Source organism: Rhodococcus sp. NPDC006774 (assembly GCF_040636045.1).
GTDB lineage: Bacteria > Actinomycetota > Actinomycetes > Mycobacteriales > Mycobacteriaceae > Rhodococcoides.
This window is the reverse complement of record NZ_JBEYIW010000001.1, coordinates 374,252-394,004: the sequence shown is the minus strand read 5'-3', so window position 1 is coordinate 394,004 and position 19,753 is coordinate 374,252. Positions and strand designations below refer to the sequence as shown.

Annotated in this window: 21 protein-coding genes and 1 riboswitch; of the genes, 13 read left to right on the top strand and 8 right to left on the bottom strand. The window is 65.8% G+C overall.

From position 1 onward, the window contains the following. Positions 1-13: 13 nt before the first annotated feature. Complete coding sequence (locus ABZ677_RS02005; RefSeq protein ID WP_358366344.1) at positions 14-949, top strand: NADP-dependent oxidoreductase; 936 nt, start codon at positions 14-16, stop codon at positions 947-949. A gap of 418 nt (positions 950-1,367) precedes the next feature. On the opposite strand, the gene ABZ677_RS02000 is transcribed toward ABZ677_RS02005, so the two are convergent. Next, positions 1,368-1,844, bottom strand: a complete 477-nt coding sequence (locus ABZ677_RS02000; RefSeq protein WP_358366343.1) for an OsmC family protein — start codon at positions 1,842-1,844, stop codon at positions 1,368-1,370. A gap of 165 nt (positions 1,845-2,009) precedes the next feature. Here ABZ677_RS02000 and ABZ677_RS01995 point away from each other — a divergent pair, with 165 nt between their 5' ends. Next, a complete protein-coding gene (locus tag ABZ677_RS01995; protein ID WP_358366342.1) occupies positions 2,010-2,534 on the top strand; it encodes a permease in 525 nt (174 codons plus the stop codon). A 3-nt stretch (positions 2,535-2,537) separates the two neighbouring features. On the opposite strand, the gene ABZ677_RS01990 is transcribed toward ABZ677_RS01995, so the two are convergent. Further along, positions 2,538-3,017: a winged helix-turn-helix domain-containing protein gene (locus tag ABZ677_RS01990; RefSeq protein ID WP_358366341.1), complete on the bottom strand. Its 480-nt coding sequence runs from the start codon at positions 3,015-3,017 to the stop codon at positions 2,538-2,540. A 162-nt stretch (positions 3,018-3,179) separates the two neighbouring features. Between ABZ677_RS01990 and ABZ677_RS01985 the strand changes: the two genes are divergently transcribed. Continuing rightward, entirely contained in the window at positions 3,180-3,695 is a 516-nt protein-coding gene (locus ABZ677_RS01985; RefSeq protein WP_358366522.1) for a GNAT family N-acetyltransferase, read from the top strand. On the opposite strand, the gene map is transcribed toward ABZ677_RS01985, so the two are convergent. After that, a complete protein-coding gene (map, locus tag ABZ677_RS01980; protein WP_358366340.1) occupies positions 3,696-4,466 on the bottom strand; it encodes a type I methionyl aminopeptidase in 771 nt (256 codons plus the stop codon). A gap of 104 nt (positions 4,467-4,570) precedes the next feature. Between map and ABZ677_RS01975 the strand changes: the two genes are divergently transcribed. The 4 genes from ABZ677_RS01975 (at position 4,571) to fgd (ending at position 7,060) form a co-directional block, all read left to right on the top strand. Then, complete coding sequence (locus tag ABZ677_RS01975) at positions 4,571-5,263, top strand: GNAT family N-acetyltransferase (RefSeq protein ID WP_358366339.1); 693 nt, start codon at positions 4,571-4,573, stop codon at positions 5,261-5,263. A 51-nt stretch (positions 5,264-5,314) separates the two neighbouring features. Next, a complete protein-coding gene (locus ABZ677_RS01970; RefSeq protein ID WP_358366338.1) occupies positions 5,315-5,653 on the top strand; it encodes a hypothetical protein in 339 nt (112 codons plus the stop codon). Next, positions 5,650-5,982 (top strand): DUF202 domain-containing protein, encoded by a 333-nt coding sequence (locus ABZ677_RS01965; RefSeq protein ID WP_037186690.1) that lies wholly within the window; start codon positions 5,650-5,652, stop codon positions 5,980-5,982. Before ABZ677_RS01970 ends, ABZ677_RS01965 begins: the two co-directional genes overlap by 4 nt. Positions 5,983-6,046: 64 nt before the next feature. Then, positions 6,047-7,060 carry a glucose-6-phosphate dehydrogenase (coenzyme-F420) gene (gene fgd, locus ABZ677_RS01960; protein ID WP_032401751.1) on the top strand — a complete coding sequence of 338 codons (1,014 nt, stop codon included), beginning with the start codon at positions 6,047-6,049 and terminating at the stop codon, positions 7,058-7,060. Here the strand turns inward: fgd and ABZ677_RS01955 are convergent, their stop codons facing one another. After that, entirely contained in the window at positions 7,061-7,585 is a 525-nt protein-coding gene (locus ABZ677_RS01955) for a nitroreductase/quinone reductase family protein (protein WP_358366337.1), read from the bottom strand. Between the two features lie 94 nt (positions 7,586-7,679). Between ABZ677_RS01955 and pta the strand changes: the two genes are divergently transcribed. Beyond that, positions 7,680-9,803, top strand: coding sequence for a phosphate acetyltransferase (gene pta / locus ABZ677_RS01950; protein WP_358366336.1), 2,124 nt, complete (start codon positions 7,680-7,682; stop codon positions 9,801-9,803). Continuing rightward, positions 9,800-10,987 carry an acetate kinase gene (locus ABZ677_RS01945; RefSeq protein ID WP_037186695.1) on the top strand — a complete coding sequence of 396 codons (1,188 nt, stop codon included), beginning with the start codon at positions 9,800-9,802 and terminating at the stop codon, positions 10,985-10,987. Before pta ends, ABZ677_RS01945 begins: the two co-directional genes overlap by 4 nt. Here the strand turns inward: ABZ677_RS01945 and ABZ677_RS01940 are convergent. From ABZ677_RS01940 to ABZ677_RS01930, 3 genes are read right to left on the bottom strand one after another with little or no spacing between them, the layout of a single operon-like run. Continuing rightward, positions 10,984-13,413 (bottom strand): tetratricopeptide repeat protein, encoded by a 2,430-nt coding sequence (locus ABZ677_RS01940; RefSeq protein ID WP_358366335.1) that lies wholly within the window; start codon positions 13,411-13,413, stop codon positions 10,984-10,986. The genes ABZ677_RS01945 and ABZ677_RS01940 overlap by 4 nt on opposite strands. Positions 13,414-13,423: 10 nt before the next feature. Beyond that, positions 13,424-14,368 carry a glutamate ABC transporter substrate-binding protein gene (locus tag ABZ677_RS01935; protein WP_358366521.1) on the bottom strand — a complete coding sequence of 315 codons (945 nt, stop codon included), beginning with the start codon at positions 14,366-14,368 and terminating at the stop codon, positions 13,424-13,426. Between the two features lie 23 nt (positions 14,369-14,391). After that, positions 14,392-15,696 carry a hypothetical protein gene (locus ABZ677_RS01930; protein WP_037188570.1) on the bottom strand — a complete coding sequence of 435 codons (1,305 nt, stop codon included), beginning with the start codon at positions 15,694-15,696 and terminating at the stop codon, positions 14,392-14,394. Between the two features lie 72 nt (positions 15,697-15,768). On the opposite strand from ABZ677_RS01930, the gene ABZ677_RS01925 reads away from it, so the two are divergent. Then, positions 15,769-16,605 (top strand): NUDIX hydrolase, encoded by an 837-nt coding sequence (locus ABZ677_RS01925; RefSeq protein WP_037188572.1) that lies wholly within the window; start codon positions 15,769-15,771, stop codon positions 16,603-16,605. Between the two features lie 12 nt (positions 16,606-16,617). On the opposite strand, the gene thiE is transcribed toward ABZ677_RS01925, so the two are convergent. Continuing rightward, positions 16,618-17,310 (bottom strand): thiamine phosphate synthase, encoded by a 693-nt coding sequence (thiE, locus tag ABZ677_RS01920; RefSeq protein ID WP_094632618.1) that lies wholly within the window; start codon positions 17,308-17,310, stop codon positions 16,618-16,620. A 46-nt stretch (positions 17,311-17,356) separates the two neighbouring features. After that, positions 17,357-17,468: riboswitch (TPP riboswitch) on the top strand. Here thiE and thiO point away from each other — a divergent pair. The 3 genes from thiO to ABZ677_RS01905 are packed head-to-tail and all read left to right on the top strand — an operon-like array spanning position 17,469 to position 19,514. Continuing rightward, entirely contained in the window at positions 17,469-18,521 is a 1,053-nt protein-coding gene (thiO, locus tag ABZ677_RS01915) for a glycine oxidase ThiO (protein WP_358366519.1), read from the top strand. Continuing rightward, entirely contained in the window at positions 18,518-18,733 is a 216-nt protein-coding gene (gene thiS, locus ABZ677_RS01910; RefSeq protein ID WP_037186702.1) for a sulfur carrier protein ThiS, read from the top strand. The genes thiO and thiS overlap by 4 nt, the downstream gene beginning before the upstream one ends. Before the next feature lie 28 nt (positions 18,734-18,761). Further along, positions 18,762-19,514, top strand: coding sequence for a thiazole synthase (locus tag ABZ677_RS01905; protein WP_094741066.1), 753 nt, complete (start codon positions 18,762-18,764; stop codon positions 19,512-19,514). The last annotated feature ends 239 nt before the right edge of the window (positions 19,515-19,753 follow it).

The following is a 19,753-nucleotide window of genomic DNA, read 5'->3' as shown; positions in this document are numbered from 1 at the left end:
CGTTGTACCGCGCATGACACGAGTTGCAGTTGCAGCGTCCTACGGTGGACCGGACGCCATCGAGATCGTCGAACGAAATCTGCCCGAACCGTCCGAAGGCGAAGTTCTGGTCGAGGTCAGGGCAATCGGCGTCAACCCTTTCGACTACAAGAGCTACAGCGGTGCGTTCGGCACCGACGAATCCAAACTCCCGATTGCGTTGGGTAGCGAGGCATCGGGAACCGTGGTGGCGGTCGGCGGAGCCGTCGAGGGCCCGGTCGGGCCGATCGCCGTCGGCGACGAGGTTGTCGTGTCCGGCCAGAACGGCACGTACGCCGAGCGGATTCTGGTTCCCGCACGGTTCGTGTTTCCGAAGCCGGAAGCCTTGGACTGGAACGTTGCTGCGGGTGTACTCGCCGTGGCTGGAACTGCGTACGACGCACTGGAGTCCGTCAGAATCAAGAGTGGAGACACTGTTCTCGTGCACGGAGCGGCAGGCGGCGTCGGGTCCGTGGTGGCTCAGCTCGCTCTGGATTGCGGTGCAACCGTCATCGGGACCGCGCGCCTACAGAACCACGATGCACTGCGGGCCTACGGCGCCGAGCCCGTCGAATACGGCGACGGACTGATCGACCGGGTCCGGGTAGCCGCACCGAACGGTATCGATGCGGCAATCGATACGGTGGGCACCGACGAGGCGGTCGACGTGTCTCTCGAATTGCTCACGGATCGAGCAAGATTGGTGACGACGGCAGCCTTCGGACGGGCTTCGACGGATGGATTTTCGACCGTCGGTGGGCCGGCGAGCATGGAGCGTCGACGCCTCGCATCTCCGGTGCTGTTGGAGCAGGCCGGTGCGGGAGTGTTCGAGGTGACGGTCGCGAAGACCTTCCCGCTCGCCGACGCCGCGAGGGCGCACGCCGAACTGCAGTCGGCGCACCCGCGTGGAAAGTTCGTCCTGGTTCCCTGACTGTTCGGGCGCAACTACGCACATGCTCTTCCGGCCGATGATCCCAATTCGGGTCGTTCGAATCAGCGTGATTTCAACCGGTGCCAAATCTGGGCGTCGAGCCTAGCGTCGGGTCCATGACCTGGCTGAAAGCACGAGTAGCAGCGATCTTCGATCGTCTCGGAGCACAGCCCGCGTGTACCCACGCGGCCGTCGACTTCGGTATCCGCGGCTGATGATGCATTCGTAACGTCAGCGTGAATTGACCTGGACAAGTTGGTCTCGGCTCGTCACGAGCGAGGGGATATCGCACCGACTAAACGGTGACGACGTTGCGCGGGCACCTCGGTCTCGGCGAGGAGCCCGCGTCGGCATAGGTCCAGGCCTCGTAGGGCGCGTCGCGGCGCTCCCTACGAGCAGATCGGAATACAGACCGCGCTCAGCTGAGGTCTGCGCGTGTCCATTCGTTCACGAAGTCAAGGCCGCTGCGAACGAAGAGCTGGGTCACCGGGCAACGGCGAGCGACCTCGGAGACGAACTTGTCGAAGGTCTCCTGGTCGGCGTCGGTCTGAACCGTGGCCTCGACCTTCACGGCGTCGAAGTTCGCATTTCCTTCGTCACCGTTCACGAGCACTGCGGTGTCGAGGTCGCCTTGAATGCGAAACGTGAACTCGCCGAGTGTGATTCCCAAGTCCTTGGCGACGAGGGCGGACGTCACCTGGTTGCACGAGGTCAACGCACCGAGCGCGTAGAACAACGGGCTGGGTGCCTCGTCCTTACCACCGAATGCGGGGTAGGCATCGGTGTCGAACCGGTGGCCTGCATCGCCCTCGGCGACGAGGTGCTGGGCAACTCCGGTACCGCTGGCATTGATCACGAAGGGAACGACGGACGTTCGAATAGTGCTGGTTGTCATAAATTTCGACGATGGCCCTTCGGCGACCGAAGCAAAATGGTTAGGCTCATCGTGATTCGAACCCGGCACGCACACGGAGCCGTCGAGACGCGCGTCGACGATGGAAGCTAACGATCGGGTCTCGACTCGAGTGGGGTACGGCCACACACGATCTACGATGTCCTCATGACTGCCGATCCGACCACGCCCGCACCGTCGACCAGCTCGGCGAACTGGAAGAGGCGGGGCATTCTCGTCGGAGCCGGCATCGTCCTGCTGTTGATCGCCTACTTCATCTTGGCAGCGTTCCTTCCGCGCTGGTGGAGTCTGCGGGTGGAGACCCTGGCCGACCGCACGTTCACCAAGGGCATTCTGTGGGGCCTGCTGTTCGGCATCGTCTGCACGTTCGCGCCGCTGGTGTTCTTCTGGAGCGCCTGGTCGGTTCGGAAGGGCAGGGCGGGCAAGCAGCTCGCCATCGGGTCGGTGATCCTGGCCGTCGTCACGGCGATTCCGAACCTGTTGACCCTCACCATCGTCCTCGGTACCAGCAACGCGGCTCATGCCGGCCAACGCACCCTCGATACCAGCGCGCCGGGCTTCCGCGGTGCCACCGCACTGGGTGCGATCATCGCCGTGGTTCTGGTCGCTCTGCTGGCATTCGTGGTGGTGCGTCGAAACCGTCGCCGCAGAACTGCTGCTCTGACGCAGTAACGGTCAGGCGCTGCGCAATACCGCCGGTTGGGTGATGACGCGGATTCCGGGTTCCGGGTCGAAGCGATAGCCGGTTCCTCGGACCGTGGTGATCAATCGGCCGAACTGACCGAGTTTGGTGCGCACTCGGGAGAGGTGGACGTCGACACTGCGTCCGCCGTCGGAGGTGCTGAGTTCGGATCGTCCGACCACGACGCGAGGGTGCCGCGCCAGGTAGGCGAAGATCTCGAACTCGGTGTGGGAGAGACGAATGCTCCTGCCGCCTAGGATCACGTCGCGGGCCGGGATATCGATGACCAGTGGTGCGTTCAGTTCGTTGACCCTCACATCGAATCGCGTGAGGATTTTCGCATGCGGGGCATAGCTTTTGGCGGCGCTGCGGAGCGCCTCGGCCAGTGCGTGCAGCTGCGGTCGGGTCAGCCCCTGTAGGGATGACGTTCCGGAATCGGAGATACGGACAACGACTGTGGCTTCGGTGGTCATGGCTGGAGAACTCCTGGGACAAGGGTTGCTGCAGATACTGGGGCGATCGGTCAGTGGTGGCAGCGACAGTTCTCGTTCACAGTCACATGGTCGACGACGAATCGAAGGTTCGCCATGGATCTGCTCACCGTGAGCGCAACTGTTGACCCGACGATCCTCGGCATGTTGCGATCGGGCGTGACCGATGTATGCCGACCACGAACCGAACTCACGATCCGCAGCGTCGACTGGGATCATCCCGACGCCGAAGCCCTTCGTGCCTCGATGGCCGCCGAGGTGGGTCCCCGTTACGCCGACCGGGCCGCTCTGATGTCCAAGACCCAGGCCAACGCCGTCGACGAGAGCTCTGTGCACCGGACGTTCCTCGTGTATCGCCGTGACCAGGAGGGTGCGGAACAGGCCGTCGGACATGCAGCGTTGCGGTGGAACGGGGCGGACCTCGAGCTGAAGCGCATGTTCGTACACCCCGACCATCGCGGCTCGGGTGTATCTACCGCTCTGCTGGTGGCGTCGGAGAACGCTGCTCGTGATCAGGGCCTGTCGCGGCTGATTCTGCAGACCGGAGACCGACAGCCCGACGCAGTTCGTCTGTACGAGAAGAGCGGCTACACCCGAATTCCGGTGTTCCCGCCCTACGAGGTGCTGTCCTTCTCGAACACCTTCGAGAAACGGCTGTAGTTACGCGGGCAACGTCATTATCTCGGCACCGTCGTCGGTGATGATCACGGTGTGCTCGCTGTGTGCGGTGAGGCAGCCCGTCGTGCTTCGTAGGGTCCAGCCGTCGGGGTCGGTGACGAGTTCGGCGGTGTCCTCCATGACCCACGGCTCGAGTGCCAACATCAAGCCCGGGCGTAGGCGGTAACCGCGGCCGGGCCGTCCGGAGTTGGAGACGTGGGGATCCTGGTGCATCGTCGAGCCGATGCCGTGGCCGCCGAACTGCATGTTGATCGGGTAACCGGCAGCGCTGAGCACCGTGCCGATGGCGTGGGAGATATCGCCGATCTTGTTGCCCGGTCTAGCCGCATCGATTCCCGCGGCCAACGCCCGTTCGGTGGCGTCGATCATCGCGAGAGCCTGGGCTGGCTTGTTCGCACCGACGACAAAACTGATGGCCGAATCCGCCGCGACGCCGCCGAGGATCACGGCCAGGTCCAGCGTCAGCAGATCGCCGTCGGCCAGCGCGTAGTCGTGTGGAAGGCCGTGCAGCACAGCATCGTTGACGGAGGTGCAGATGTAGTGACCGAACGGACCGCGGCCGAAGGACGGCGCGTAGTCGACGTAGCAGGACGTCGCCCCGGCTCCCTCGATGATGTCCTTGGTCCACTGATCGATCTCGAGGAGATTTGTGCCGACTGTGGCGCGTTCGCGGACGGTCCGAAGAATCCCGGCCACCAGTGCGCCGGATTCGCGCGCGAGGGGGATCTTGGTGGGGGGAAGAATCTCGATCATGTGGTGCCTTTCGCCGTATGACGAACAACGATACCGGTATAAGTATTGGTGTCGAGTCCGACTGTGCGCAGGGCCGTGAGTCGGTTCGTGCGACGCTGTCTGTCGTGTCTGCTCACCCTCTCGACGACCCCGTTCGTAATTCCCTCGAGGGCTCGCTCTCGCGGTTCGCGGTCCGGCGCGGACGGATCATCCGTGCCGATCCCGAGGTGTCTCCGTTCCTGGTGCACCCCGACGTCCTCGAGTCCCAGGACTGGGACGACATCGCGGTCCTGTTCGGGCCGCGGACCGTCGTCGGGCTCGCCGGCCCCGAACGCGAACTGCCCGAGGGCTGGTCGCACCTGGAGACCTTCGGTCTGGTGCAGCTCGTCGGCACGCACCTCGAGACGCGGCCCCTCGCCGAGGCGGTCGAGCTGACTGCAGCGGACGTCCCGGAGATGCTCGACCTGGTCGGTCGCACCGAGCCCGGGCCGTTCCTGCCCCGCACCATCGAACTCGGCACGTACCTCGGTGTTCGACGCGATGGCGCGCTGGTCGCGATGGCGGGCGAGCGTAAGCACCCCACTGGCTGGACGGAGATCAGTGCCGTGTGTACCGACCCGGCGTTCCGCGGGCAGGGTCTGGCCACCGACCTGGTTCGCGCGGTCGGTCACGGTATTCGGGCCCGCGGTGAGGAGCCGTTCCTGCATGCGTCGGACGCGAACGTGCGCGCCATCGAGCTCTACCTCTCCATTGGATTCGAGTTGCGTCGAACCTCGCACCTGACGTTGGTCCGTACGCCTGCGCCGAGCTCGACATAGGTTTCGGAATCCGCTGTTGCGTGCTCCTAGCTCGAAGACATACCGTTACCTATGCGAATAAATGGCGACGTCATCTACGACGATGGACTGGTCCTTCTCGACGAAGCCGGCGTCACGCTGAGGTACTACTACTTTCCCGTCGCCACGAGGAAGTTCGTCCCCTACGACAGGATTCGCGCCGTCGACACCGCCGTCCTCGGCAATTGGAACGGACGATGGCGATTGTGGGGAGCACCGTGGATCGATCAGTGGCTTCCGCTGGACGTGATGCGTCCCAAGAAGGACACTGCAGTGGTGTTGACTATCCGCCGCATCTCGCCGGTATTCACCCCCGACGATCCTGAACTGGTTGCCCATCTGATTCGCGAGCGCATGACCGCACACGCGTGACGCGCCCCGACGAGCGGTTCACGCTCGCCAGTGAGCGCACCTTTCTCGCCTGGCTGCGGACGTCGCTCGGCCTGCTCGCCGGCGGAATTGCGATCGTCCACCTGGTTCCCGATTTCAGTACCGGGTGGGTTCGGACGACCCTCGGTCTGGTTCTGATCGGCCTCGCGGCAGCAGCACCGATCATCGGTCTGCGACGGTGGATGCGCGTTCGAGATGCCCTCGAAAGCGGTGCACCGATGCCCGAGTCACGGGATCTGTGGATCTTCGCGATCGGTATCGGTGCAGTGGCGGTGCTGGCTGCAGTGGTCACGGTTCTGGGGATCCAGTAGAGCGTGGCGAACCACCACAGGTGCACAATCGAAGAACTAGGACGACCAACGACAGGAGTTCGGCGTGGCGCAGGGTCTCAAGCTGGGGTATAAGGCATCGGCGGAGCAGTTCGGACCGCGGGAGTTGGTCGAGCTCGGTGTGCTCGCCGAGCAGCACGGTATGGATTCGGCGACGGTCAGTGATCACTTCCAGCCGTGGCGGCACGAGGGCGGGCACGCGCCGTTCTCCCTTGCCTGGATGACGGCTGTCGGGGAGCGGACGAACACGATTCAGCTCGGCACCTCGGTGCTGACACCGACCTTCCGTTACAACCCGTCGGTCATCGCTCAGGCGTTCGCGACGATGGGCTGCCTGTATCCCGGACGCATCATGCTCGGTGTCGGTACCGGCGAAGCGCTCAACGAGATCGCGACCGGATTCACCGGCGAATGGCCGGAGTTCAAGGAACGATTCGCGCGCCTGCGTGAGTCGGTGCGGTTGATGCGCGAGCTGTGGCTCGGCGACCGCGTCGACTTCGAAGGCGAGTACTACACGACCAAGGGTGCGTCGATCTACGACGTTCCCGAGGGTGGCATCCCGGTCTACATCGCCGCCGGTGGTCCCGTGGTGGCGCGGTACGCAGGACGCGCGGGCGACGGTTTCATCTGCACCTCGGGCAAGGGCATGGAGCTCTACACCGACAAGCTGCTTCCTGCCGTGGAAGAGGGCGCGGGCAAGGCCGAGCGCGACGCCGGTGAGATCGACAAGATGATCGAGATCAAGATCAGCTACGACACCGATCCCGAACTGGCGCTGGAGAATTGCCGCTTCTGGGCTCCGCTGTCGCTGACGCCGGAGCAGAAGCACTCGATCGACGATCCGATCGAGATGGAGAAGGCCGCCGACGAGCTGCCGATCGAGCAGGTCGCCAAGCGCTGGATCGTCGCATCGGACCCGGACGAGGCAGTGGAGAAGGTCAAGCAGTACACCGATGCCGGCCTGAATCACCTGGTGTTCCACGCCCCGGGCCACGATCAGAAGCGGTTCCTCGAACTCTTCGAGAAGGACCTCGCACCGCGCCTGCGCAAGCTCGGGTAGTTACGAAGGACCACCGAGATCGGCCGTGAGTGCGAACAATCGCATGTCGCGGTCGGTCCGGGTCTCGTACTCGCCGTACACCTCGACCATCGCGTCGAACTGCCGGTAGATGCGAGCCTTCTCGTCTCCGGTGATGCGGGTGGCGAGCACTGGGATCTTCTTGCCGCCGATGGCCACCACGGCCTTCGGGTCGGCGAGCAGGTTCGACGTCCACGCCGGGTGGTGCTGCTGACCGAAGTTGAAGCCGACGACGTAGATCTTGTCGTCCTCCCGGTAGTACAGCAGCGGGCTGGTCCTGGGTTTGCCGGATTTGCGGCCGGTGGTGGTCAGCAACACCACCGGGGCCGCGATCGGTCCGAGGACGGTGAAACGGCCGTCGGACTTGGTCAGCAACCACCGGTCGACGCCTGCGAGGTTCCGGATGACCCACGAACCGGGCTTCGTCGACGCGAACTTCACGGCGGGCTTGCGGATGAACGAGGTTTCGCTGCCCCAGCGCACATCCGGGAACGGTGATTCGGCCATGGTTCATGGGACAACCCGACCGCGCCCGGTGTCAACACCTGAACCATTGGGCAGGAGTGGAGCCTGCGGAACGACCCCTACTAGGCTGGCGGGCATGGCTGAGCCCAGCGGCACCGACGCGTCGGACATGTATCCCTCGAGCATCTACATCGCTTCACCGGAAGGGGACACCGGGAAGTCGACCATCGCGCTCGGTGTGCTGCAGATGCTCGCCGCGTCCGCGGCCCGGGTGGGGGTGTTCCGTCCCATCGCCCGATCGACCGACGAGCCCGATTACATCCTCGAGTTGCTCGTCGAGCACACCACCGCTGATCTGACGTACGAGCAGTCGCTCGGTGTCACGTACGAGCAGGTGCACGCCGATCAGGATGCCGCGCTCAGCAAGATCGTCGATCGGTATCACGAGGTCGCTTCTCAGTGCGACGCCGTGGTGATCGTGGGCAGCGATTACACCGACGTCGGCAGCCCCAGCGAACTCGGCTTCAACGCTCGCATCGCGGTCAATCTCGGTGCCCCCGTGCTGCTTGCGCTGCGCGGGTCCGGTCGTACGCCCGACGAGATCGCACAGTTGGCCACTCTGTGCCAGGGCGAACTGCGTCAGCACCACGCCCACCTGGCTGCGATCGTGGCGAACCGCTGCGCGCCCGAGGATCTCGACGCGGTCACCGACGCATTGGCGTCGGTGGGTGTGCCTGCGTGGTCTCTGCCGGAGATTCCGCTCCTCGTCGCGCCGACGATGGCGGAACTGCTCGAGGCGGTGGACGGCACACTGTACTCCGGTGACTCGTCGTTGCTGCAGCGAGAAGCGTTGCGGGTCATGGTCGGTGGCATGACGGCCGAGCACATCCTCGAACGCCTGACCGAGGGTGTCGTCGTCATCGCACCCGCAGACCGATCCGACGTGTTGCTCGCCCTCGTCAATGCCCATGAGGCGGAGGGCTTTCCGTCCCTCGCCGGCATCATCATGAACGGCGGCATCGAGCCCCATCCGGCCATCGCTCGTCTGGTGGCGGGTCTCGGCCCCCGGTTGCCGATCCTGACCACCGAGCTCGGCACCTTCGACACCGCCTCTGCTGCAGCGCAGACGCGCGGCCGGGTGGCCGTGGGTTCGCAGCGCAAGGTGGACACCGCACTCGGCCTGATGGAACAGCGGGTCGATGCGAAAACCCTTCTTGGTCGTCTCGACATCGCCATTCCCACCATCACGACCCCGCAGATGTTCGAGTATCAGCTGATCCACCGGGCACGCGCCGACCGCAAGCACATCGTGCTCCCCGAGGGCGGCGACGATCGCATCCTGCGTGCTGCCGGACGTCTGCTGCAGCGGCAGGTCGCGGACCTGACGATCCTCGGCGAGGAAGGTCCCATCCGACGACGCGCGTCGGAACTGGGCGTCGACCTCGACAGTGCCACGGTTCTCGACCCCAAGAACTGTGACTACGCCGAGGACTTCGCGGCCGAGTACACCGAGCTGCGCAAGCACAAGGGGATGACGATCGACCGTGCCCGCGAGATCATGGCCGACATCTCGTACTTCGGAACGATGATGGTGCACAAGGGGATTGCCGACGGCATGGTCTCGGGCGCGGCGCACACCACCGCGCACACCATCAAGCCGTCGTTCGAGATCATCAAGACCACCGAGGGTGTGTCGACGGTGTCGTCGATCTTCCTGATGTGCCTGTCCGATCGTGTTCTCGCCTACGGTGACTGCGCCGTCGTACCCGACCCGACGGCCGAGCAGTTGGCCGACATCGCCGTCTCCTCGGCGCAGACCTCTGCCCAATTCGGTATCGAGCCGCGGGTGGCCATGCTGTCGTACTCCACCGGCGAGTCCGGTTCCGGAGCCGACGTCGACAAGGTTCGGCAAGCCACAGCGCTTGTGCGCGAACGTAATCCGGAACTGCTCGTGGAGGGTCCGATTCAGTACGACGCGGCGATCGAACCGTCCGTCGCCGCGTCGAAGCTGCCCGATTCCGACGTCGCGGGCCGAGCGACGGTGTTCATCTTCCCGGACCTCAACACCGGCAACAACACCTACAAGGCCGTCCAGCGCAGCGCCGGCGCGGTTGCGGTCGGACCTGTTCTGCAGGGCCTACGTAAGCCCGTCAACGATCTCTCGCGCGGTGCGCTGGTCGAGGACATCGTCAACACCGTCGCCATCACGGCGATTCAGGCACAGGGCATCGCCGCCGCAGCCGTTCAGGAGGGCAAGTGAGCATTCTCGTCGTCAACTCCGGTTCGTCCTCGGTCAAGTTCCAACTCGTCGACCCGGGCTCGGGGGAATCCGTGGCCAGTGGGCTCGTCGAGCGCATCGGTGAATCCGACGGCCGAGTCGAACTCGACCACCGGGGCGAGAGTGTCGAGCGCATCCAGCACATCGACGACCACGGTGCCGGTCTGGCCCTGGCCTTCGAGATGCTCGCCGACGCAGGCGTCGAACTGGAATCGGTCACCGCGGTCGGGCATCGCGTCGTCCACGGCGGGACCGTCTTCTACCGTCCGACGATCATCGACGACTCCGTCGTGCAACAGATCTCCGATCTGAGCAACCTTGCACCACTGCACAATCCGCCGAACGTGCTGGGCATCGAGGTCGCCAGGAAGCAACTGCCGAACGTGCCTCATGTGGCAGTGTTCGATACTGCCTTCTTTCATTCCCTGCCCGACGCGGCCGCGACCTACGCCATCGACGCGACCGTCGCTGCCGAGCACGACATCCGACGGTACGGCTTCCACGGCACCTCGCATCGTTACGTGTCCGAGCAGGTGGCGCAGTTCCTCGGCCGCGACCTCGCCGACATCGACCAGATCGTGCTGCATCTGGGCAACGGTGCGTCGGCCTCGGCCGTCGCCGGCGGCAAGGCGGTCGACACCTCGATGGGACTGACTCCCCTCGAAGGTCTTGTGATGGGTACGCGCAGTGGGGATATCGACCCCGGCGTGATCATGCACCTGCGGCGCAGTGCGGGCATGAGCGTCGACGACATCGACGCCTTGCTCAACCGTCGCTCCGGGTTGATCGGACTGTGCGGGGTCAACGACTTCAGGCAATTGCAGCAGCGGATCGACGACGGCGACGCCTCCGCGCGCTTGGCCTACGACGTCTACATCCACCGTCTGCGCAAGTACATCGGTGCGTACATGATCGGGCTGGGACGGCTGGACGCCATCACGTTCACCGCCGGTGTCGGCGAGAACGCCGCAGCGGTGCGCGCGGACGCCCTCGCGAATCTCGAGGGCTTCGGCATCGAGATCGACGCCGAGCGTAATGCGGTGCGCAGCAAGCAGGCTCGGGTGATCTCGACCGACTCGTCCACCGTCACGGTGTTGGTGGTGCCGACCGACGAGGAACTGGCGATCGCGCGTGCGGCGGACGACCTGGTCAGAGAAGTCGCCTAGAACAACGAACGCGGCCTGATCGCGTTCGCCAGATCCACCAGCGAGAAGCGGTGGGCGCGATCGGTGGCGTTGCGGGCCAGTGCGCGAAGGCCCTTCTCGGTGCCGCGCCGCAACCCGTCCTCGGTGAACGGCACGCTGAGAATGGGCTCCCGCTCGGCGGTGGCGGCGTGGCCGGAGACGATCCAGTCCAGGGCCATCGCCAGCACCAGCGTCCGCATCTGCAGCGCCCGGCTCTCGGCCTTGGGCAGCAACGCCACTCGCCGGGCAGCAGAACGGAAATCGGATTCGGACAGCTCGGCTCGCGAGCGGTCCATCAGCAACGTCAACACACTCGTCATGCGGGCCATGGAGTAGTGCCGCGAACTGATCGGCACCTGATCCAGCGCGGCGATGGCCCCGGTCTGATCGCCGCGGCGCTGCAACTGCCTGGCCAGGCCGAATGCCGAGCTGACGATGCCACGATTGGTTCGCCACACCGCGCGGTACAGACCCTCGGCGCGGGCCCGCCACTTCTCGGCTTCCTCGCCGTTGCCTGCGGCCACATGCCCGAGCAGTTCGGAGGTGGCTCCGAGCGCGAGCTTGGGTGCGAGTTCACCGGGCATCGCGCCGAGCACGTTGTCGAAATCGGTGAACGCAGAATCGTATTCGTGATGCAGCAGTGCGATCAGTCCCGCGTACCACTGCACTCGCCACGGGTCCGCGGTGTGGTCGGTCGACTGCACCTTGGCCAGAATGTCGGTTGCTTCGACGACGTTCCCGAGATCCAGATGGGCTTTGACCTCGGCGAGGGTGATCTCGAGACTCAGTTCCACGGGACTGGAGGAGCCCCCGGAACGGCTCGATTCGGCTCCCGAGGTGACGCGTTCGATGCCGTTGCGTTTGGCGTGCTGCAGCGAGTCCAGGGTCTGTCGAGGTTCGACGTGTACGGCGGCCGCCAGCAGCGGCGCGCTCGGGTCGTTGGGGTCCACCAACGGAACCGGAAGCGCGGCAACCACTTCGGCTGCGGTCATTCGTTCGTGGCGCACCGTACCGTCCACGTAGGTGTCGGTGCGTCCCACCGAATGCTCGGTGCCGAAAGTGGTACGCGGCGGGCTGAATACCGTCGACAGTCCCGGCCGCTCGACACCTGTCCTGATGGCCAGGATCTCGCGCAACACGCCGGTGGCCTGCCCGGCGAATTCGTCCGCGGATCGGAACCGCCGAGCGGGGTCCTCGTGCGTCGCGCGCAGCAACAGTCGGTGCAGTGACGGAAACTGTTGCAGTACTTCGGATTCCTCGGCCGAAGGCAGGCCGTCGAGGTACTTGCCGTTCTTCGACGGCATGTTCAGCGTCAACACCGCGAGCGTGCGGCCGACCGTGAAGATGTCCGACGCCACCGTCGGTCCCGTCTTCACGATCTCCGGTGCCTGGTAGCCCACCGTGCCGTACAGGTAGCCGTAGTCCTCGATACCTGCGACCGCACCGAGGTCGATGAGTTTGATCTGGTCGTCGGAGACCATGATGTTCTCCGGCTTGAGGTCGTTGTAGACAAGTCCGATCGAATGCAGGTAGCCCAGTGCCGGAAGCACTTCGAGGACGTAGGCGAGTGCCTGTTCGACGGGCAGCCGGGTGCCGTCACCGCACGCGGTGAGGATGTCGCGCAGTGAGCGGCCGCCGACGTATTCCATGACGATGAAGCCGACGGTCGAGCCGTCGCTGCGGGGTTGCTCGACGAAGTTGTAGATTTTCACCACACCGGGATGGGCGACCTCGGCGAGGAATTGTCGCTCGGCGACCGCGACGGCGTGTGCCTCTTCGTCACCGAAGTGCAGCAGTCCCTTGAGTACCACCCAGCGGTCGCTGACGTTGCGGTCGATGGCGAGGTAGATCCAGCCGAGTCCGCCGTGCGCGATGCAGCCCTGCACGTCGTACTGACCGACCACGCGATCGCCCGGTTCCAGCAACGGAGTGAAGTCGAACGTTGCGCCGCAGTGCGGGCAGATGCCCATTTCCACGTCGGGACGGCCCGGTTCACTGCGGCCGACCTTGGCATTGCACTTCCAGCAGAACCGTTTGTGCTGCGGCACCGACGGATCCGACATCACTGCGGTGGCAGGATCGATCGGTTCGACGCGTGGCACATCCACCAGACCGCCGCCTAGTCGTCGCCGAATGCCGGTGCTGCGCGATCGACCGGACCTCGACCGACCTGTCTTGGAGCGGGTGGAAGCAGGGTGCGACGGAGCGGATGTCGGGGTCCGATCGTCGACCGGTGACCGTGAGACGGCCTGGGTGCGCTCGATGCCGTCCGTTCCCGAGACGCCGTCCGTGTTCGATCCGGCCGGTGTTCTCGACACAGCCCGGGTGCGCTCGCTGTCGTCGGTGCGCGAGACCGCCTGCGTTCGCTCCGCCGGGGCCGTCTGCTGCTGCTGTTCGTCGTCGTCCATGTCGGCGTCCCTAATCGCTGTACGTCGCGCTGGGCGGACCGGGGGAGGGGCCGAGCACGGTCAGCCACCGGTTGTAGATGCGGTTCCAGGTGCCGTCGGAGCGAATGCGTGCCAACGTGCCGTTGACGAAGCGGACCAGATCCTCGTTGTCCTTGTTGATTCCCACCCCGTACGGCTCCGGGCTCAGGCTGTCACCGACGATCTCGAGGTACGGATCCTGTGCTGCGAGACCGGCCAGGATCGCGTCGTCGGTGCTGATGGCGTCGACCTGCCGTTGCTGCAGCACCACAAGACAATCCGACCACATCGGTACCGTCACCACGGTCGCGGCAGGCTGGACGCGTTGGATGCGTCGCAGCGAGGTGGTGCCCTCCACGGCGCACACTCGCTTGTTCGCCAGGTCCTCGACTCCGCGGATGCCCGAACCCTGCACCACCAGAACACGGTGCTGCGCTTGGAAGTACACGGTGGAGAACTGGACGTCCTTGCGGCGAGCGCACGTGATGGTCATCGTCTTGACCACCATGTCCACCGAAGAATCCTGCAGAGCTTCGAGCCGCTGTGCGGAGGTGAGGATGCGAAAGTCCAACCGGTTCGGATCGCCGAACAGGTCTCGTGAGACTTCCCGCGCGATGTCGACATCGAACCCGACCAGTTGACCGGTCATCGGATCGCGGAAACTGAAAAGGTTGCTGCCCGTGTCCAACCCGACGACCAACCGGCCCTTGGCGCGCAGTGCGTCGATGGTCGGTTGTGGCGGTGGCGGAGCATCGGTGCCCGTCTCCAGTGGTCGCAGGCTGGCTGTGGGGCGGGCGCACTCGTCGTCGGCGGGGCTCTCGGTGGGGCGAGCGGCGACGGACGCGCCTTCCGGTAGTGGCGGTTCGGTGAATGTCGTGTCGACCTGCGGCGCAGAGTTCTCCGGCGGCGAACAGCCGACCAACAGGGCGGTGACCAGGATGCCGACGGCGAGTAGACGTTTCACAGGTACTCCCGCAGCCTCGGGAACAGGCCGACACCGAAGGCGACCGATGCGAAGACGGTGAGCACGTACGCGCCGTCCGGCAGTCCGGACAGCACCCACACCGATCGGTCGATGTTGGACCGCAGTTCGCTTCGCGCGTTCTCGATTCCGTCGACCAGGACACTGTCCAGCGCGGTGAACGCGGCCGCCGAATCGGACTCGCCGGTGCCGGTGGCAATGGAGACCGCGCCGTTGAAATCGCCGACCTCGAGTGCGGAATCGATCCTCGAGTGCGAGACCGACCACGTGTTCAGTGCATCGATCACCGCGGTGTCGCCCTGGAACATCTCGGTGAGCCGAGAGACGTTGGCGTCGAACGATTCTCCGTAATCCTGACCGCCGCCGCGGCGGGCGAGGTCGAGTGTCTCGTCTGCTCTGGCCTGTTGCGCCAGAATGAAACCCGTCGTGTAGGACTTCAGCGGAGACACTCCGCGGTCGATCGCGCGATCGGTGGCGATCGAGGAAACCAGCCCCACCACCAGCATCCAGCCGAGTAGCCCGGCGACAGCGACTGTGGCAGTGAGGAATCCGACGTTCAACGTCCGGCGGGTGGTCCGCGACAGGTACCACTGGGCCAGGCCGGTCATCAGCAACAGGAACACCAGCGAGCCGATCGCGAACAGTGGAGGACTGGTGAACCGTTCCTGATCGGCCGACACCCGCGACGCCTGCTCGGTGTACAACTTCTCGGCCAGCGGCAGCAGGCTCGTCTGCATCATCGTCGACGCCTCGCCGAGGTACGCCGCGCCCACCGGATTTCCGCTGCGGTTGTTGGCTCGCGCCGTCTCGACCAGGCCGCTGTACACCGGCAACCCGGCGGCGATCTGGGTGAGCACCGCGCTGGTGGCCGCGTCGTTTTCGGTCACTCCGGCCGAGGCCGCGATCAGCTCGGACGACGCCTCGCCGAGCGCCTGCGAGTAGCGCTCGCGCACCTCGGGCGGCTCGAGACCGCCGGCGATGAACGCGGTGGCCGCAGCCGCGTCGGCCACCGACAGTGCCCCGTACAGATTCTGTGCCGAGTTCGCGAACGGCTCGGTGCGCACCAACAGGGTGCCCAGGGTGTCGACTCGATCGGTCACTGCCGTGGACGCGAGATTTCCGACCGTCAACGCGAGCACCACCAGCGCGGTTCCCATCGCGACCAACCGCGCAGGCGTCGAACGCATCGTGTATCGAACCGGTGGCTTGCCTGCAGCGACACCGACGTGCGTAGCCGTTGTCGGGGGGACGGCAGCGGAGGGGGTAATACCGGCCGCGATCACGCACCCGAGCATATAAGTAGGCGGACGGTACTGCAGCCACTACAGGCAGGTGATTCACCTAGGGTGGTGAGTATGCGTGGTGACGGGGACGGCTGGGTGATCGGCGAGAACGGCACTCGGCACTGGGGAAAGCACGGTGCCGCCGGACTGTTGCTGCGTGCACCGTCGAACGCCGGCGAACCGGTGGTGCTGCTCCAGCACCGTGCCCTGTGGAGTCACCAGGGCGGAACCTGGGCGCTACCGGGCGGAGCCCGCGATTCCCACGAGAGCACCGCGCACGCGGCGGTGCGTGAGGCCCACGAAGAAGCCGGTATCTCGGCCGAACAGGTCAGTGTGCGCAGCGAGCGCGTCACCGCGAGCGTCGAGAGCGGCTGGTCGTACACCACCGTCGTCGCCGATACCGATCATCCGTTGACCACCGTGCCCAACGGGGAGAGCACCGAGCTGCGCTGGGTGCCGGAGTCGATCGTCGACGAACTCCCGCTGCACCCGGGTTTCGCGTCCAGCTGGCCGTCGCTGCGCACCGTGCCGCTTCGAGTGCTGCTCGATACCGCCAACGTGCTGGGCTCGCGACCGAACGGATGGTGGAAGGACCGTGCCGGATCCACCGGCGCACTGCTGACCTCGCTCGCCGAGACGCTGCCGCGCACCGTCGAGCTGCCGAGCGGTCAGTACGGTTGGCTCACCCGCATCGAAGCCGTCCTCGAGGGCCAGGCCAGGGACGCGGTCGTCGACGACCCGCGGACCCGGACGATTCTCGCCGACGGCAGTGGCGACGACACCCTGGCCGAGCAGGCTGACCTCGACGGAGACCTGACGGCGCTGGTCACCGCCGATCGCGGACTGCAGAATCGACTGCCCACCTCGGTGCAGGTCCTGACGCCGTCCACGGTTCTGTCGTGGCTCTAGGGCTCCAGGGTTCTAGGGCTGAAGCGCCTGCACCAGTGAACGGGCGGCCGCCTGCGGGTCCCGGGCCTCGGTGATGGCGCGGACCACGACGATGCGATCGGCACCGGCTGCCCTGACCTGATCGACATTGGTCGCGTCGACGCCGCCGATGGCGAACCACGGCCGCTCCGGGAGCGAGTCCGCCGTCGCCCGCAGAGTCTCGAGCCCCGCGGCCTTGCGATTGGGCTTGGTGGGCGTCGGCCACACCGGCCCGACGGCGAAGTAGTCGACGCCGTCCTCGATCGCGGCGAGCGAGGACTGAGCGCGGTTCTGCGTCGAGCGCCCGATCACCACGTCCGGTCCCAAAATCTGCCGCGCGTAGTGCACCGGCAGATCGCCCTGGCCGAGATGCAGCACGTCCGCGCCCGAGGCCAACGCCAGATCCGCGCGATCGTTGACCGCAAGCAGCGCACCGTGCCGCTTGGTGGCAGCGAGCAGAATCGCCAGCGCAGCGAGCTCGTCCTTGGCTTCGAGGGGACCGAACTCGCGCTCGCCGGCGGAGTTCTTGTCGCGCAGCTGGATGATGTCGACGCCACCGGACAACGCGGCCTCGGCGAACTGCGCGAGGTCGCCCTTGTCGCGCCTGGCATCGGTACACAGGTACAGGCGAGCGGACGCAAGACGCTCACGGGGAGTCTGGTTGCGGGCGGTCTGAGATGGATGCACAAAGCGAACTGTATTCTCATGGTGGCCGCCACCGACGACGGAGTGGCCGAGATATCGCGGGAGTCCCGAGGATCGTGGGGCTGAGAGTGGGTTCGCCGCCCTTACCGTCAATACCTGAACCCGATCATGCGGGCGCAGGGAGTGAGGACGTGAATCGCGTGCACATCGTCGTTATCGGCGGAGGCGTCATCGGGCTGTCGACGGCGCTGCGCCTGAGCCGGGACGGTCACCGGGTCGTCGTTCACGATCCCGCTCTGGGCAAGGGCGCATCCTGGGTCGCGGGCGGAATGCTGGCACCGTTGTCCGAGGGCTGGCCCGGCGAACACGAACTGCTGCACCTGGGCGCTGCGTCGTTGGCGCGGTGGCCGGAATTTGCCCGACGCCTCCCCGGCCCCTCGGTGTTCTCCGCAGCGGGATCGGTGACGGTTGCCCTCGATGCGGCCGATGCCGCCGATCTGCGAACCATCGCCGAATGGGTCGGCGAACAGGGGCACGAGCTCGAGATTCTGGGACGGGCGCAGTTGCGTGAGCTCGAACCTGCTCTGGCACAGAATATTCGACTCGGCCTGCTGGCTCCGACCGAGTTGTCGGTGGACAATCGGGTGCTGATCGCCGCACTCGAGCAGGGATGCCTGGATGCGGGAGTGGAGTTCTCCACGGACTCGGTCGACACCATTCCCGACGCCGATCAGGTGGTCCTGGCCGCAGGCGCACAGTCGGCGGCATTGTGGCCCACCCTTCCGGTCCGACCGGTCAAGGGCGAAATCCTGCGGCTGCGTCGTCGACCGAGCGCCGCACAGCCGCCGAACCGGACCGTTCGCGGAACCGTGCACGGGCGCGCGATCTACCTGGTACCGCGCGGCGACGGATTGGTCGTCGGCGCAACCCAATACGAATCCGGCCAGGACACCCAGGTCACCGTCGCCGGGGTACGAGACCTCATCGCCGACGCCGAACGGCTCATGCCGAGCATCGGCGAATACGAACTGTACGAAACCGCTGCCGGACTGCGGCCGATGAGCCCGGACGGACTGCCCATCATCGGCAGGCTGTCTGCCCAGGTGATCGTTGCCACCGGCCACGGCCGCAACGGCATCCTGCTCGCGCCCATCACCGCCGACGCCGTCGCCGCACTCATCTCCGGCGAGGCGCTGCCGGAGGCGAAAACAGCCACACCCGAACGCTTTTCGCACATAGAGAGGACACCATGACACAGGTCGCGATCGGTATCACCGTCAACGGTGAGGACCACCTGCTCACCGAGGACATGACCATGCGTCGGCTGCTCGAATTCCTGGGGCTGCCCGAGAAGGGCATCGCCGTCGCCGTCGACGGAGCGGTGCTGCCCAAGAGTCGCTGGGACACCACCAGCGTCGAAAAAGGTTGGACCATCGACGTTCTCACGGCGGTTCAGGGTGGCTGAGGGTCGTTCCGCGGGCTCCACTCCTGGGGTGGCTGAACAACTGGTCATCGCCGACCGCACCTTCACCTCCCGGCTCATCACCGGCACCGGGGGAGCGGCGAATCTCGCGGTACTCGAGGAGGCCCTCGTCGCGTCGGGAACCGAATTGACCACCGTCGCGATGCGCCGCGTCGACGCCGCCGGTGGGACGGGAGTGCTGGATCTGCTGCGCCGCTTGAACATCGCCCCGCTGCCGAACACCGCAGGCTGCCGTGGCGCGGCCGAAGCAGTGCTCACCGCGCAACTGGGCCGTGAGGCGCTCGAGACCGACTGGGTGAAACTCGAAGTGATCGCCGACGAGCGGACCCTGCTGCCCGACGCCATCGAATTGGTCAAGGCCGCAGAACAACTCGTGGACGACGGCTTCCAGGTGCTGCCGTACACCACCGACGACCCGGTACTGGCGAAGCGACTCGAGGACATCGGCTGCGTGGCCGTCATGCCGCTCGGCTCGCCCATCGGCACCGGGCTCGGCATCTCCAACCCCCACAACATCGAGATGATCGTCGACGCCGCCTCGGTTCCGGTGATCCTCGACGCGGGCATCGGCACCGCCAGCGACGCCGCCCTCGCCATGGAACTCGGCTGCGATGCGGTACTGCTCGCGACCGCGGTGACCAGGGCAAAGGATCCGGCGCTGATGGCGTCGGCGATGCGTCATGCTGTCGCCGCGGGGTACCAGGCCAGGCACGCCGGCCGAATTCCGAAACGATTCTGGGCGCAGGCCAGCTCGCCCATGTGATCAGCTGCGTTGCCTGTGGTGCTGCGCATCCGGCAAACGCGCGCGCATTTGTGAAACGCGCGCAGAATTGTGGCGAATGCGAGGCGATTCCGCGCGCATCTGGCAAACGCGCGCGCATCTGCGGCCGCGCCCGTGTGACCGCGTGCCACCCCATATAACCGCGTGCCGCCCATGTGATCGGCTGCGTTGCATGTGGTGCTGCGCATCCGGCAAACGCGCGCGCATTTGTGAAACGCGCG

Bases quoted from the DNA above. Each gene is read 5' to 3' on its own strand.
- ABZ677_RS02005 (WP_358366344.1), top strand. From the start codon at position 14: ATGACACGAGTTGCAGTTGCAGCGTCCTACGGTGGACCGGACGCCATC.
- ABZ677_RS02000 (WP_358366343.1), bottom strand. From the start codon at position 1,844: ATGACAACCAGCACTATTCGAACGTCCGTCGTTCCCTTCGTGATCAAT.
- ABZ677_RS01995 (WP_358366342.1), top strand. From the start codon at position 2,010: ATGACTGCCGATCCGACCACGCCCGCACCGTCGACCAGCTCGGCGAAC.
- ABZ677_RS01990 (WP_358366341.1), bottom strand. From the start codon at position 3,017: ATGACCACCGAAGCCACAGTCGTTGTCCGTATCTCCGATTCCGGAACG.
- ABZ677_RS01985 (WP_358366522.1), top strand. From the start codon at position 3,180: ATGTTGCGATCGGGCGTGACCGATGTATGCCGACCACGAACCGAACTC.
- map (WP_358366340.1), bottom strand. From the start codon at position 4,466: ATGATCGAGATTCTTCCCCCCACCAAGATCCCCCTCGCGCGCGAATCC.
- ABZ677_RS01970 (WP_358366338.1), top strand. From the start codon at position 5,315: ATGCGAATAAATGGCGACGTCATCTACGACGATGGACTGGTCCTTCTC.
- ABZ677_RS01955 (WP_358366337.1), bottom strand. From the start codon at position 7,585: ATGGCCGAATCACCGTTCCCGGATGTGCGCTGGGGCAGCGAAACCTCG.
- pta (WP_358366336.1), top strand. From the start codon at position 7,680: ATGGCTGAGCCCAGCGGCACCGACGCGTCGGACATGTATCCCTCGAGC.
- ABZ677_RS01940 (WP_358366335.1), bottom strand. From the start codon at position 13,413: ATGGACGACGACGAACAGCAGCAGCAGACGGCCCCGGCGGAGCGAACG.
- ABZ677_RS01925 (WP_037188572.1), top strand. From the start codon at position 15,769: ATGCGTGGTGACGGGGACGGCTGGGTGATCGGCGAGAACGGCACTCGG.
- thiS (WP_037186702.1), top strand. From the start codon at position 18,518: ATGACACAGGTCGCGATCGGTATCACCGTCAACGGTGAGGACCACCTG.